A 14723-nucleotide genomic window follows, 5' to 3' on the forward strand; every position below is an offset into this window, starting at 1 on the left:
TTGCTTATAATTAAATTTTAGGGAAATTTAACAGAAAAACATTGGGTCATAATTATTTATCAAATTCATTATGCCTTAGTATTTTATTATAATTATTTTATATAATTCTTGATTCGGGGTGGAAAAATGGAAAATATTGTAGATAACTATTTAGAAAGAGTAGTTGATGTAGAATTTATAGATGAACCGTTAGTATTTGATTTAAATATTAATCATGAAAAAATGTTAGGGATTTTTCATCATTTATTAAACGGAAAGTTTGAAAATAGTGATTATGAAGGGTATTGTGAGGTTTTTAAAAGGGATTTAATAATGGAAATAATTTTTGATTCTACATCAAAAATTATTAAATATTTTGATAACAGGGCGGCTAAGAATAAGTTTAATGACCTTTATAAGAGGATTTTTTTTGAGGATAATAAAAATTTTTTAAGACAATTACATTATGTCACGATTAATCCCGAAATAGATGAGTGCTTAAATAGTGCATCACTAAGTTATTATAAATTGATCCCTAGAATATTATTCCCTTGGAATATCTATGGACTAAGTAAAGTTATTGAAGGCAGAATAAATAACTCCGAAAATATAAACAGAATCTTCGATTCTAAAAAAATGCCTTTATTTGATATAAAAAATGATGTCGACAGACACACTAAACAAGGAATAGATGATTTTAATACATATATGAAAATGTTAAATGTATCAAACAAGCAATTTAACTCCTCGTTAAACTTGTTGTATTTTAATAAAAATACAAGCTTGTTAGATGTTTTTCATTTGGCGGAAATAGTGAAATTTAATTATATTGCTTTAGAAAAAGTCCACATGGATAATAAAAAAATTTATAGTGATATAAAAAAATCAACTGAGGTCGATCTTCAACCATATGTAGCTCTGACAAATATACATGGTTTACTTACAAAGTTATTTTTCTTTGAGAATATAGAATTTAGCATTCTTAACTTTCCTTATAATGAAATAGTTCGCCGCTATAATGCATTTTTTACATCCCAAAAAAATTATATAAAGGATAAATTAACAGAAGAGCTTTTGATGTCAAATCAAATTGATATTCCCTCTGAATTAGTTGATGAAGTTTTATTATATTTTTTATTAAAGGATAATGAACTATATAGCGATTATTTTTCTAAGTTAAAAAACGTCCAATGTTCCGATAATATTTCTAAAATTGCTTATAGAGTAGCATATGAAACTTTATATAATAGAAAAAAAGAAAGTAAAGGAACAAGTGAACAATGTGAACAAAGTACACATAAGAACTCTAATGTGAATAAAGATGCCCATGAGTATCTAGAACAAATGAGTGCGTATAATAGAAAGAGAAGAGGAGGTCAAAACGAACAACCTCCTAATTCAGATTAAATCACACCCGCCTCTTTTAATGACTTAAATGTATCTGTGCAAATGATGAGATGGTCGAGTAAAACAATCCCGAGAATATTGCAAGCTTCTTTAAGGCGTTCAGTTACTTGAATGTCTTCTGCACTTGGATCACATACATCGCTTGGGTGATTGTGTCCAACGATTATCGATGCGGAATTACTTAATAACGCAGACTTTAGTACTTCACGTGGATGAACGATACTAGCATTTAAACTACCTATGTGCACAGTTTGAATGCATGTAGGTTGGTTTTTGGTATCCAAACAAAGTACTACGAAGTGTTCGCGATCTGCATCACCAATAAACTCTTTCATAAGGGTATAAGCATCATGAGGTGAGCGAATTTTTCTTTCCTTGTACAATAGTGATTTTTCACGGACTAATTTTACTTGAACGATTTGAAAGCGCTTAGCAGCAGTATTATTTTTCATCTAATCCTCTCCTTAATAACCATTAATTGGACATATATAGGTGTATTCAAATCTGTAATATATATTTGAATATTTAATCGTTACGTTTTAAATACAATATTAATTGTCTTTAGGAGGAAAGCTGTTAATATTGATGAAATTCTAGAATTAATAAAATTAGTTGCGTTCTGAACCAGCACCATTTATGTTTTTGAATATGATATAAAGAAAAAGGCTGCCCAAGTGAGGGCAGCCTTTTTATAATATTAATCACCGTTCAAAGACCATCTAACAAAGTGCTCGCAGTTATTGAAAATCAAGCAATATTCTTTCTCACCTAATTTTGAGTGAGCACGGGCGAGTACTTTGTCTTTTTTATAAAGCCTCGGTGTATCAACCACTTGGATTGCAGCCCCTTTTGCGAAGCTTTCAATCGTTTCAATTTTTACTTCCCCGTCTTGATAATGAATCACTTCATATTCATTAATTGATAGAGCATGATGTGAATATCCTATTCGACTTACTTTTAAATGCTGAGCGCTTTTAATGGAATTTTTTGAAGATATATTGCTCGTTTTATTTGCTTCTTTAAGGATTTTTCGTAACTTAATATTGGGGTTAAATGGCCCTGATGAAGTATCAGGTATCTGTTCAATAACATTTTTTAAAGTCGTTATTGTTCTATCCACTTTCTCAATGGTATTACCAACAGCAGGAATTCCCCTTTTCCAGTCAGAAATAATGTCACGCTTTGTTTCAGCTGTAATTTCTTTTATACCCTCGACAAGTTCTTTATTTGCAGCTGAAATACCTTCGAAAGCAATTTTTAGTCCGTCCCAAATTCCCATGATTATTGCTCCTTCAAATAAATTATTTTAGCATTTTCAGGTAATCGTAATGGCTGTTCGAATTGCTTAATGACGATTATAATATCCCCTTCAATTTCATGATGAGGGCTATAAAATTCGATGGGTACATCATTCCAGCTACTTTGTTGATGACTTTCAAATATTCCATAATGAACCATGCTTTCTAGAACAACGGAAATATTTAACTTGCTGAATAATGGCTTATTTACAATATACTGAGCCAATAAAAAGCCAAACTCACGTGCAGTAAATAAATTTTTAGGTACGTAATGAGTGTGTTGATTCTCACTTACTAAAGAATCCATTATTTTATCAAACGTATTAAACAAAGATGTTGTATCGTCCAACTGACTTGAATAGCGTTCTGCATCATGCCAATAAATTTGAGTTTCAATACTTTCTACTAAATATCTGATATTGAGAGCTATAGGAATGTATAGTTCCTTTAAACGACTGATTTTTAAAGTATTGAATGAGTCCTTACTTTCAAGACATTGTATTAGTTGCTTTTTTCCAATTGATGATAAAAAGTAATAAGACAAATATTTTGCGATGATTATGCTGTTAAAATCATTCTTATCTAATCCAATAGCTTCCATTGTTTCTGTAGTTGCCTTTAGTTTTATAAGATTTTGATTTGCTTTAATTGAATCGGTATTATTACAAATAATGCCTACTTTTAAATCATGAATAGTTTTTAATTTGCGAGTTAAAAGTATCGTTGCACAGTCGCCTTTTGCTTCGGCACTTTGTATCCTTATATCTTCAAAAGGCAAATCCTTCATACTTATATTATTTGGATCTTGTACTTTATTAATTTCATAAAAATCGACAAGGTCTTTTAATGCCATAGGTAGGGTGTATTTTAACTCATTGAATTCGTTATCAATAATATTTTGAAATGAAGTACGATTGATTAAAGCATTCTGAAATTTCTTTGAAATAGAATTTAAAACGGCACCATGTGCTGGAGAGACTTCATAGGGGAACATAAATTCTTTCACGTCCTTTAAAGTTTTTTTAAATTTTTTGCTGAATTTAGTTGGTTTGTATGAATTTCGTTTTACACAAAGGTGGTTCATATTTAATTTAAGGATAATTAGGTTTCATCAACGCTTGTGTGACTTTGGCAAACTTTTTAGAATTTGAAAATTAATTAGGGACAAAGCAATCGGAATTAATATTGACGATAATTACAAGTTTCATTTAATTTGCACCTCCTTTGTTCGTTGAGATAGAACCCAATATTTTATGTTTCTTTTACATATATACAAAATGATTTTTTACGAAAATTATTTATTAAAAATATCTATTAATATATCAATGAATTTCAAAATAAAAATTTTTCATTTTGAAGCGTAATGAAAATTCGGCTGAATGTTGTAAATACAGGCATTGTAGCTTTAATAGATACTTCGTAATTTCGTAAAAATTCATTTTTAAATGTAAATAGAGCAGCTAATCCTTATCTAAAAAGGATTAGCTGCTCTATATCAATAATATATAATTGAATGAATAGCGACTTTCATATGTGTTATTAGTGTAATTGGATTTTAATTCCTTGAAATCAATGTCTTTATGAGGTATGTTTCTTGCTAAAGTTTGTTCTGCCACGTTAAAACTTGTATTCCACATCATAACAAGTCCCTTGCTTCATGGGACTAGGATATCTAGAAGAAGGTGTCAGGCTATCAGAAACAGCCTACTAACTATCGATGAGTTTAAAGGAAAAGAGGCACTAGTTATGAGGGAGTGCAAAGTTTAACAAACAGGAAATTCTATTGAAGAATAGATTGTATCTTTATATTAACGAGGTTTATATTAACCCTGGTGAACCGCATCTAGGGTTAATGAGGTATAGTATTAATATATAAATTTATGAAACTTTGAAGAAAAAGTTATATATTTAATTAATGTTTCTAAAATACTTTTGAATCAAAAATCCGGCTTTACATTCCAGGTAAATGGTAATATAGTAATAATATGAATTTAATTAGTAATTTTCAGAAGGTGGTTAAATATGGATAAATTGGTTAGTGTACTTGAAGAAATAAGGGATGGAATTCAGTATATGAATTCTTCCATCGAGAATTTAAATTCTTCAATAGATGAATTAAAAGGAACTGGTTTATATAATTCTTTGACGGATATTAATGAAAAGTTAGATGAATTAAAAGGAACAGGGCTATATAATTCAGTTACTGATGTTTGCGATAAATTAGATGAAGTAACTTCGGCTCTGAAGTCAATTGAAATAAATATGCCTTTGTAATTTGAGAAAAACCATTCATTTTAAGAACCGAGCCAATAGGGTCGGTTTTTTTAAGTATAATTATTGTATAAACGTAAATTAAATCTTATTTACCGAACCTGAGAATAACTATTTTTAATAACATTGTAGATGTAATAAATTCAATATTACTAAAGGCTAATTATTCATAGTTTGAGAAATGGATTATTACATGTAAACTTTACTATCTAAGTCTTATTATCATTTACCCATAATTTAAAGTATAATTTTATTAATACAATTATTTTTTAATTCCGCATTAACTGAAAGAAGTGATAAAATTGAAAGCCCATTTAATGCATATGCGCGATAAGCTAAATAATATAAACAAACGCAATCGCTCTATTCGCTTATTAAAAATTCATCAAAAGTGGAGCTTTGATCTTGCAAGTATAGATTCTATTGAAGGAATAGAAGATGCACAGTCCATTTTAAAGAAAATTGTACAGCAGAAAACGAAAGGTAAGATTACTTTATTGGAACCTTCCTTTGAAGATGAAAAATCGCTGATTTTATCCAAAAAATTAACTGATCTTTATCGTCAAATTAAAGCGATGAAAGATGAAACAGGCGTACATGACTTTTACTTAGGATATCCTTTTTTATCTGGTGTTCTCCTCGATGGTACCTTTATTCAAGCCCCACTTTTCTTGTACCCAATACGGTTGGAAAAAGATAATATTTCGATAAAAAAATGGGTGTTACATATAGAAGAGGGCGGACCACAGTTAAATCGGACGCTCTTTTTGGCATTAAAAAAGTTGAATAAGCTTGGATTCACAGAGGAGATATTCGAAGAGGCCGAAGCAATTGCAAGCTCCATGAACTTTGCAGAAATTGTCTCTTTTTTGGAAAAACACCAATTGAAAGTTCAATTTACTGAAAACGTCCTCAGTCGATTAAAGGAATATAAGGTAGGCGATATTCCAGAAGTTGCTAAAATGACATTGCTGGAAAATGCAGTTATTGGTGATTTTCCACAAGGTGGTTCTTCTATTGTTCGAGATTATGATGAGCTAATAAACCTATCGGAAACAAGTTCGCTTTCATTAGTTGGTGATATGATTAATCCACAACATGATTTAGTTTATGAAGCAGGTGTACTTCCTAGTGGAGTTGAGGAGAATGAGCAAATAAGCGATAAAGAGGATATATTAACCCTATTACATGCAGATGGTTCTCAAGAAGAAATTTTACGAGAAGCTCGTCATCAACATGGATTGGTTGTACATGGACCACCAGGAACAGGGAAGTCTCAAGTTATTGTAAATCTCATAACGGATGCACTCCATCGTAAGAAAAAGGTGCTCATCGTCTGTCAAAAACGTGCTGCACTAGATGTTGTATATCATCGAATGAGTAGTTTGGGCCTAAATGATCATGTTGCTCTTGTGCATGACGAAAAAATTGACCGAAATGCACTTTACCAAAAAATTTCTAGCGTTCTAGAACAAAATGAGGTACGGTTTGCTGAATCCGTTGAAAAGCTAATCAACGTGACTTCACGGTTAGATAATCAAGAGCAGTTACTAAATACGATAGCCAAAGCCCTTTATGAAACACAGCCACATGGATATAGACTATATGAGCTTTACGGTGAATCTAAACCGATAACGGATTCCAATAAGATTATCACTTTAAACAGTGTTATTGATCGATTAACAAGGGAATCTTTGCGAGACATGGCGGAGGCAGTGTATACGTATGGTGAGTGGTACGAGCAGTTTGGACAAGTATCTTATCCACTACGTCACCGGAAGAGCTTTGCTACTTTTGATATGAAAGCAAAGTTAAAAGCGATTGAAACTTTAGAGGCATTAATTCTTAAAGCGAAAAAAGCAATAGAATATATTGAAGCGTTGGATATTGAAAAAATTACCCCTGCTTACACCTGGGAAATACAAAATCGATTAAATAAAATCTATCCAGATTTAGATGATAGTCAAAAACGTACACTGCAAGGTTTACGTATTTTCTGGTGGACAACAGTTACTGGTAAATCTATTATTGAAGAAATTACAAACGGGGAGAAGTTCAAAGGAACCAGCTCAACAGAATGGATAAAGATAAAGCAGTCATTAACGATAATGCACAACTTAGGGAAAGTTACGAAAGCTTTAGCGGATGACATGAAGTCTTTGTCTGTTTTAATGCAAGTAGAACAAGTTAAGAAATTACAGGACCGCGTAGCAGAAGGGGATATTCCAGTAAAAGAATTAGACGTATTATTGGAGTATATCCATAGAGATTTTGAAAACCTAAAATTAATGGATACGTTTTGGAGGCAAGCTAGCGAGGATATAAAGTATGTAATAGCTGCTTTACAAGAAAAAGAGAATAGTACCGAACAATCATTATCAAAGTTTTGGGTAGATATATTAAAGAATTCAGCGTATATCCACTGGATTGATCAGATCGAAGCAAAATACCCTGATGTACAAAAGATTTCAACTAACGAATTTGGGAGAATAAGGGAATCCTTTGCTGGGTTATTAGAAGAAAAGAGAAAGTTAGCTGCAAACTATCTGATCCACGAACTGAAAAACAAAGTAGAATTGGTGCAAAAAGTCCAAGGAAAATCAATAAAAGAGCTAAAACATCAAACAAGTAAAAAAAGAATGATCTGGCCACTACGTAAACTATTAAATAACTTTGCAAATAAAGGCTTAGTGGAAATTTTACCAGTTTGGCTAGCTTCACCTGAAATGGTATCTTCTATTTTCCCATTAACAGAAGGTTTATTTGATATGGTTATCTTTGACGAAGCCTCTCAATTAACAGTTGAAAGCAGTATACCTTCTGTTTATCGGGGTAAACAAATTATTGTAGCGGGTGATGAAAAGCAACTTCCACCGTCCAATTTATTCAGAGCGGGATATGCTGATGAAGAAGATGAGGAAGACACTAATTTTGATACTGATGAATCTGTTAGTTTACTTAACTTAGCAAAAAGGAGATTTCCAGAAAAAATTTTGCAATGGCATTATCGTTCTAAATATGAGGAGCTTATTAATTTCTCTAACCATGCCTTTTATAACGGCTATGTTCAAATTGCTCCAAATGTAACACCATTTAAAGAACCTCCTGCCCTAGTATGGAAACGTATAGAGGGTAGATGGATTAACCAATCAAATGAAGTAGAAGCTTTGGAAGTCGTCACACAGTTAAAGGATACACTCCAAAAACAACCTGGTAAGACAGTTGGAATAATTACTTTTAACGCCAAACAACAGTCAAAGATACAAGATATGATTGAAAATGTAGCTATAGAAGATGAAGAATTTAGAATTCTTTATAATGAACTAATGTCTAGGGATCTTGACGAACGGCTATTTGTCAAAAATATTGAAAACGTACAAGGAGACGAACGTGATATTATCATTTTCTCTATTGGTTATGCAAAAAATGAAGAAGGTAAAGTGTATAATCGTTTTGGATCACTTAACCAAAAAGGCGGAGAAAATCGATTAAATGTAGCAGTTAGTCGTGCAAAAGAGGGAATTATTGTCGTTTCTAGTATTGAACCAGAAGATTTAAATGTAGCTAATACATCCGAACGGGGACCGAAGCTGTTAAAATCCTATTTGAAATATGCAAGATCTGTTTCAGGGGGAAAAATTGAAGACATCGATGCAGTAATTCACGAGATTAACGAATCAGTTAACACTCACGTTGTACAACATTCACTTCACTTTGATTCACCATTTGAAGAGCAAGTATACCAGCAGCTTCGTAGTCTAGGTTATGGAATTACAACTCAGGTAGGAATGTCTGGTTATCGAATTGATATGGCAGTTCTCCATCCGAACGACCATTCCAGATATATACTTGGTATAGAATGTGATGGTGCCATGTATCATAGTTCTCCAAGTGCTAGAGAACGAGATGTATACCGTCAAAGGTACTTAGAATCAAGAGGATGGACAATAGAACGAATTTGGAGTAGAAATTGGTGGAAAGACCCAGTAACAGAAATAGAGCGAATTGATCGGCGAATAAAAGAATTAGCTCGGAAAGAGGAAATAAGAGGTAGATAAAAATTAACTAATAATATTATTAAAAGTGGGTCTTACAATTCGATTATTTAAAAAATAATAATTCAAAATCTATATAAAACAAAAAATCACTGATTAAAAAAAGTTGATGAGTTACCATACTCATCAACTTTTTTATAGCAACTTAATTATTTTTGATTATAGCAAAAGTTGGGTATGGGGAGTTAAGTATTACTGTATTGAAAAATAATAATTGCTCAATAGGAAGTGTTAATTTAGCTTATATCATATGATTTTTCGATAAAATGTTTAGCTTTCTCAAGATCTTCATCATTATTGATTCTTATTTCCAAATCACCAGTACCATAATGTCCGATATTAGTTACATTCCGGGTAAAACCTTGTTCCAAAGCTACTGTTGTAGGGTCCACTTTTAAATATACTAAGATTGAATTTGACTGTGGATGAACTTCAACACAAGCAAAGTTCTTAATACGTTTGAAAGCAATGTAATATTTTAATGTTTTCATTTGTACATCGTCACCTAAAGCAATCATAAAGGCCTTTAAACTTTCGAAACGGTCTGTTAACTGTTCATTTGCTTGATCTAAATAATCTGACACGGTTTTAAATGTTTTGATATTTGATTTTTGCGTTCTATCTATAGAGGTATCTTCAATATAAACAGTTTGGGCTGTTGTTGCATTCACTAAATCCAACATTATAAATCCGTCTGAATAGTGCTTATATTGATAAAGTTCTATGTTGCGATTAATTTGTTGAACGGCATGTTCATCGTATTTTGTGAAGTTACCTGCAATACATAAAAGACGTGGGCTACTCCAATCAATATTGTCTGCATACGATTGACCGAATTTTCTTAATGTCATCAATTCAAATTCTGCTTTATGATCTAGTAGCCAATCTAAATAAAAGAGACCTTGATTGATCACATTTTCATTCATAGATCTTTTATACTCGATAATAACAGGTGAGTGATTTTCATCTAATCCAAGTGTGTCTATTCTGCCCCCATGGCGTTTTCCAGTTGAATATTCCGAAGCTAAAAATTTTATCCCAAGAAATGCATCAAGGTGCTTTTCGATTAAATTTTGTAATGATTTTTCAAGTGAAACTGAATGTCCATGTAATTCTTGCACTTTATCATTGTCAATTTTAAAAAATTTAATATCCCCCATTTGGTTCCTCCTAGCAGTAAATCAATAAAAATAACGTAGTTTCTATTTAGTTATAGCAAGTGACTTGATCAAGATAAAATTCTCGTATGTTAATCAATTAGTTAGGGGAATTTCGTCTTCTGAAATGAAAAATACAAAAATCTCTAATAACATAAATAGATTTTCTTAAGTCTTTTTCCAATCAACAATTTGCTTAAGTATTTCAAATAACTGTCTTTGCTCACTTATATCTACATCTTGTAGTAATTTAATAATCAAGCGATAAGGTAAATTTTCAGTTGAACTATTGTCAGGTTCAATAACTGAAAAGAACTCCGCAAGATTAATTTCTAAAGCATTTGTAATTTGATAAAGGCTAGAGATAGTTAAGTTTTTTTCTCCACGTTCAATTTGACCAATATATGTTGGGTGAACATTAGCTTTAAAAGCAAGCTCTTCTTGACTAAGTTTCTTACTTTTCCTTAACACACGGATGTGTACTCCGACTGATTCCACTAAACTATCCATTCAATCCCTCCTAAGATAACCCTAGTAGGAAGGTTTTACTTATTCTATATACTATTAATACTTATTGATATTTTATATATACTATAAATACTATTTGAGTGTATAATTAAACTATTGATAGGAAAAATTACAAAAAATTAAGCTGGATTGAAAGTAACATAGTTTTTTTATTATTAGATTTGATGTGGGGGTTAGTTGCTATATGGATATATTTACAGTTTTCGCCTTAATTAAAGGAACAATAGGGATAATACTTGGTTTACTTGCAGCATTTAGCTTAAAGAACAGTGAGGCAGGATTTAAATTATTAACCTTTTTAATAGTGTTTTCACTTGGAACAGTACTTTCAATTGTAGGTATAATTATTCTCCTTTTAGTTATTCGTAATAAAGGTATGAAATTAAGAAAATCTTATATTGTACTAATTTTAGCTTTAATACTGTGTATGGATTTAACTTTTATTGGGATAACCATAATTAAAAAGGAAGTGGAAAAGTATAATTATTCTTACATAGAATTTTTAAATTATAAGTTACCATCTATAATGGAGTCAGATTTCATACAAGAAAATAAAAAAATCCAAAATTGGCTTGAGTCATTAGAAGAATGATTAATTATTAAAAGCGCTTAAAATAAATTGCATGAATCGTAGAATGAGTAATGTAATTATTGGGGTTAATTTGAAAATAAGTTGTACAACTTGAGGTGTTATAAATGGGATTTTTTGATATAGAGCTGTTGAAGGATGTAATTAAAAGATCACCAGCTACAACTTTTTTTGTTTTTTTGCTATTAATATCTTTTATAGGCAGTTATATTTGGGGAAATGGGCCAACAAATTCCGAAACAGCTAGACTGTTTGGTTCGATCATACCGTCAGATGCGACGACTGATGGAATAATTCGTACTATTACTTATACATTTCATCAAATAGGTGGCCCAGTACACTTATTAATGAACTTAGGGGCAATTTTAGTGACAGGTCCCTTTTTAGAAAGAGTGTATGGACCAATTAAGTACACAGGTTTCTTTTTGGTAACAGGGATGTTTGGTGGTTTATTTGTCCTGATGTTCACGGATGTAAATACACTTGTAGGTGGGGCATCTGGTTCAGCGTATGGATTAATGGGACTATATGTAGGTTTAATCTTGAAAAAAGATCCATGGATCGATCACAAGACACGTAATTGGGTATGGAATATGCTGTGGGCAAATATGGTATGGACTTTCTTTATTCCAGGAATATCTATCGCTGGTCATTTGGGAGGCCTGATAAGCGGAATAATTATTGCTGCAATATTTAAAACTCACCAAGAAGTAGATGAGAATTGGGTTACGAGTTTTATTAAATCAATAATTACATTTATTGGAATATTTTTTGTGACTTATATACCTAAAATACTTTATCCAAATACTGCCTTACCATTTGTTCAAGATATTCGATATAAAACTGGAAATGAAGTTATGTATCTGTCTTCAAATTACTATAGTGATAAGTTAATTTATAATCTTGATAGATTTTTAGTTGGGCAAAATCAGAAACAACTTTTGAGCTTTGGAAATGGAAGTATAGTAGAAACAATAATATCTATTTTATTAATTTGGATTATCTGTTGGATTATAAAGACATTTCTTACAAGTTGGAAGCTGCGAGGTTTAATAAAGAACAGTTATTACTTTAAACAAGCTAAAAAAACTAAATATAATCAAACGATAATTCAACTTGGAGAAGATGTATTAAGAGAATATAAACAAAAAAAAAATAAAATAAATCATAATACTTTAATGAAAAAAGTTGAATTTGAATTACAATTAATATTTGGAACTGCTTTTCAGAAAACAAAAAATAGTGTTATTCGTATTGTACAGTTTATGGTATTGATTGTTTCAAGTTTACTGTTATTCATTTTTCTTGGTCTAATAAATGACATTAAAAATGAACAGGCCATGTTATATGAAGGAAAAGAACAATCTATCTCTGATAAAATAAGCCATGCTACAGAAAAGAAAGTCTATATTACTAAAGTACAAACTGATCAAAAGAAGATAACGACTTTATATTATAATGATGAACCAGAGCTATCAGGATTAAAAAGTGATTATTTCATTCCAAATGATATGGGAGATTTTATGTTAGTTGAATATCCTAATACCTCTGTTTATGCTATTTTTAATGACAATTCTTTTACTGATTTAAACATTGAGATTAGGGCTAGATCAATATTTATTTCTGGGTACTACAACGGAGAAATTATACCTGAACGTTGTTCTTATCTTGAATTTATTTTGATTCCTGAATTTGATGATTATTTTTCTATACACCAAATTCTTTATGATGGGGAGTTACTTGGTAATCAAAAAGATATATACTCAATTATTGATTGTATAACAAGGACTTTAAGATATTAAAATAACCCTAAGAATGAGAGCTGTCTTTTCCATTCTTAGGTTTTTTTTATATTAAATAGGAAGTTTGGATCTGTTTTTATCCTCTTTAATTATATTAAAATTAACCTTTTTTAAAGATACACAAAAACCTTACTTGCAATATTATTTGTCTTATGTAAATAATATTATAAAATCGAAACAAGCATAATAAAAAAATCGAAACATTCTGTGGGGGTTGTTCTATGTGGAAACCTTAATGATTCAAATTGGAGAAAAATTAAGAAATTTGCGTGAAAGTAAAAAAGTTAATTTAAGAGACTTAGCAAGGGTTTTAGAAGTAAATCATACTGCACTAAACAAAATTGAAAACGGGACTCAGCGCCTAGATATGGAGACTTTAAAAAAAGTAGTAGACTATTTTGGTATCCAAGCCGATTACTTTATTAATCCTTCCTTAAAATTAGAGGATGTAAAGTTACTGAATTATGTGCAAGGTGATTTCTCTAGTGCTTTTAAACGTGTTCTTGATGAATATTTAGTTGAAAAAGAAAAATCGTTTAAAGGCAATAATCTAGGGCATTTTGTTAGAAATGATTTTGTAGAAATCCTCAATCAAACAATGTTACTAGATGAAAGTAGATATTATGTTGGAGGGTCAGTTGGACAAGGTGTATGGGCAACAATCCCTTGGATAAGTTGCTTTGATAGATCCATATCTGTATCTGCAACAAATGGCTATTATCTTGTTTATTTATTTAAAGAAGACATGTCAGGATTCTATTTAAGTTTGAACCAAGGTTACACTTATTTTCGTGAAAAATATGGTACAAGAGAAGGGCGAATTAAAATTGAAACTATAGCCAAATTGATTCGTTCAAAAGTGGTTGTCCCAGCAGAATACAATCTAACATATATCGATTTAGGTTCAAGTCGTGATTTAGCAATTGGCTACGAAAAAGGGCATATTTATGGCAAGTACTATGATGCAAGAAATATACCTCCAGAAAATGAATTAATTGCTGATTTTAAAGGACTTTTAGAGTCATATCAAAAAATAGTTACATTTATGAATGGTCGTTCTGTAAAAGAATTTAATGATTATCTATTATTACAAGAGGATCTTGAATTTTTGGAAACAGATGAAGAAAACTACCAAAAAAAAGTGAATGAAGTTGCAAACAGTCAATTTAACCTTCTTAAACAAGAGGATGAGCCACGTCCTCCTAAAACTCCAATTGTTGATGAAGGTGGTAAAGAACGCTACCCAAGAAGTGCAAAAGAAGCTGCAACTGCATTAATACGTGCTAACTATACTTGTGAAGTTGACCCTAGCCATGAAACATTTATTGCTAAAGCAACAAAGCAACAATATGCTGAAGCACATCATTTCATCGGAATATCACACTATAAAAAATTTCCAGAGGTAGATCTAGATCGTACAGCTAATATTGTTTGTCTATGTCCTACATGTCACCGCAAAATTCATCACGGTACAGATGAAGTTCGTTTGCAAATGATTGTAACTCTATATAAAAATATTAAAGAGCGTCTAGAAAAAGTCGGTATAGAAATAACGATGACACAATTAAAAGAATTTTATGGTATAAAATCAAGTTTTAAATATCTAGTATAATATAAATAATGTTTTAACTTTAATT

The 14723-nt window shown here is 31.0% G+C and carries 11 protein-coding genes; 6 read left to right on the plus strand and 5 right to left on the minus strand.

Annotated features, from left to right (window positions below):
* The first annotated feature begins 126 nt into the window (after nucleotides 1-126).
* Entirely contained in the window at nucleotides 127-1386 is a 1260-nt protein-coding gene (locus AC07YC_RS14720) for a hypothetical protein (protein WP_494919754.1), read from the plus strand.
* Here the strand turns inward: AC07YC_RS14720 and AC07YC_RS14725 are convergent.
* The 3 genes from AC07YC_RS14725 to AC07YC_RS14735 all read right to left on the minus strand — a co-directional run bounded on the left by AC07YC_RS14725 (nucleotide 1383) and on the right by AC07YC_RS14735 (nucleotide 3690).
* The gene (locus AC07YC_RS14725) at nucleotides 1383-1838 is read right to left on the minus strand and encodes a JAB domain-containing protein (RefSeq protein WP_494919755.1); all 456 of its coding nucleotides are present in this window, start codon (nucleotides 1836-1838) and stop codon (nucleotides 1383-1385) included. The genes AC07YC_RS14720 and AC07YC_RS14725 overlap by 4 nt on opposite strands.
* 245 nt (nucleotides 1839-2083) lie before the next feature.
* Nucleotides 2084-2665 carry a lecithin retinol acyltransferase family protein gene (locus AC07YC_RS14730; protein WP_494919756.1) on the minus strand — a complete coding sequence of 194 codons (582 nt, stop codon included), beginning with the start codon at nucleotides 2663-2665 and terminating at the stop codon, nucleotides 2084-2086.
* 2 nt (nucleotides 2666-2667) lie between these two features.
* A complete protein-coding gene (locus AC07YC_RS14735) occupies nucleotides 2668-3690 on the minus strand; it encodes a hypothetical protein (RefSeq protein ID WP_494919757.1) in 1023 nt (340 codons plus the stop codon).
* Nucleotides 3691-4706: 1016 nt separating this feature from the next.
* Between AC07YC_RS14735 and AC07YC_RS14740 the strand changes: the two genes are divergently transcribed.
* Both AC07YC_RS14740 and AC07YC_RS14745 read left to right on the plus strand, forming a co-directional pair.
* On the plus strand, nucleotides 4707-4958 hold the full coding sequence (locus tag AC07YC_RS14740) for a hypothetical protein (protein ID WP_494919758.1): 252 nt from the start codon (nucleotides 4707-4709) through the stop codon (nucleotides 4956-4958).
* Between the two features lie 320 nt (nucleotides 4959-5278).
* Nucleotides 5279-9013, plus strand: a complete 3735-nt coding sequence (locus AC07YC_RS14745) for a PDDEXK-like endonuclease domain-containing protein (RefSeq protein WP_494919759.1) — start codon at nucleotides 5279-5281, stop codon at nucleotides 9011-9013.
* A 233-nt stretch (nucleotides 9014-9246) separates the two neighbouring features.
* Here AC07YC_RS14745 and AC07YC_RS14750 read toward each other — a convergent pair whose 3' ends face one another.
* Entirely contained in the window at nucleotides 9247-10170 is a 924-nt protein-coding gene (locus AC07YC_RS14750; protein WP_494919760.1) for a DUF5655 domain-containing protein, read from the minus strand.
* Nucleotides 10171-10335: 165 nt separating this feature from the next.
* On the minus strand, nucleotides 10336-10677 hold the full coding sequence (locus AC07YC_RS14755; protein WP_494919761.1) for a helix-turn-helix domain-containing protein: 342 nt from the start codon (nucleotides 10675-10677) through the stop codon (nucleotides 10336-10338).
* A gap of 202 nt (nucleotides 10678-10879) precedes the next feature.
* Between AC07YC_RS14755 and AC07YC_RS14760 the strand changes: the two genes are divergently transcribed.
* The 3 genes from AC07YC_RS14760 to AC07YC_RS14770 all read left to right on the plus strand — a co-directional run bounded on the left by AC07YC_RS14760 (nucleotide 10880) and on the right by AC07YC_RS14770 (nucleotide 14698).
* Entirely contained in the window at nucleotides 10880-11287 is a 408-nt protein-coding gene (locus AC07YC_RS14760) for a hypothetical protein (RefSeq protein ID WP_494919762.1), read from the plus strand.
* Between the two features lie 104 nt (nucleotides 11288-11391).
* Nucleotides 11392-13086 (plus strand): rhomboid family intramembrane serine protease, encoded by a 1695-nt coding sequence (locus tag AC07YC_RS14765; RefSeq protein WP_494919763.1) that lies wholly within the window; start codon nucleotides 11392-11394, stop codon nucleotides 13084-13086.
* 223 nt (nucleotides 13087-13309) lie between these two features.
* Nucleotides 13310-14698 carry an MrcB family domain-containing protein gene (locus AC07YC_RS14770; RefSeq protein ID WP_494919764.1) on the plus strand — a complete coding sequence of 463 codons (1389 nt, stop codon included), beginning with the start codon at nucleotides 13310-13312 and terminating at the stop codon, nucleotides 14696-14698.
* Nucleotides 14699-14723: the final 25 nt, after the last annotated feature.

It is taken from the genome of Lysinibacillus sp. GW247-5R2A, from assembly GCF_059424475.1.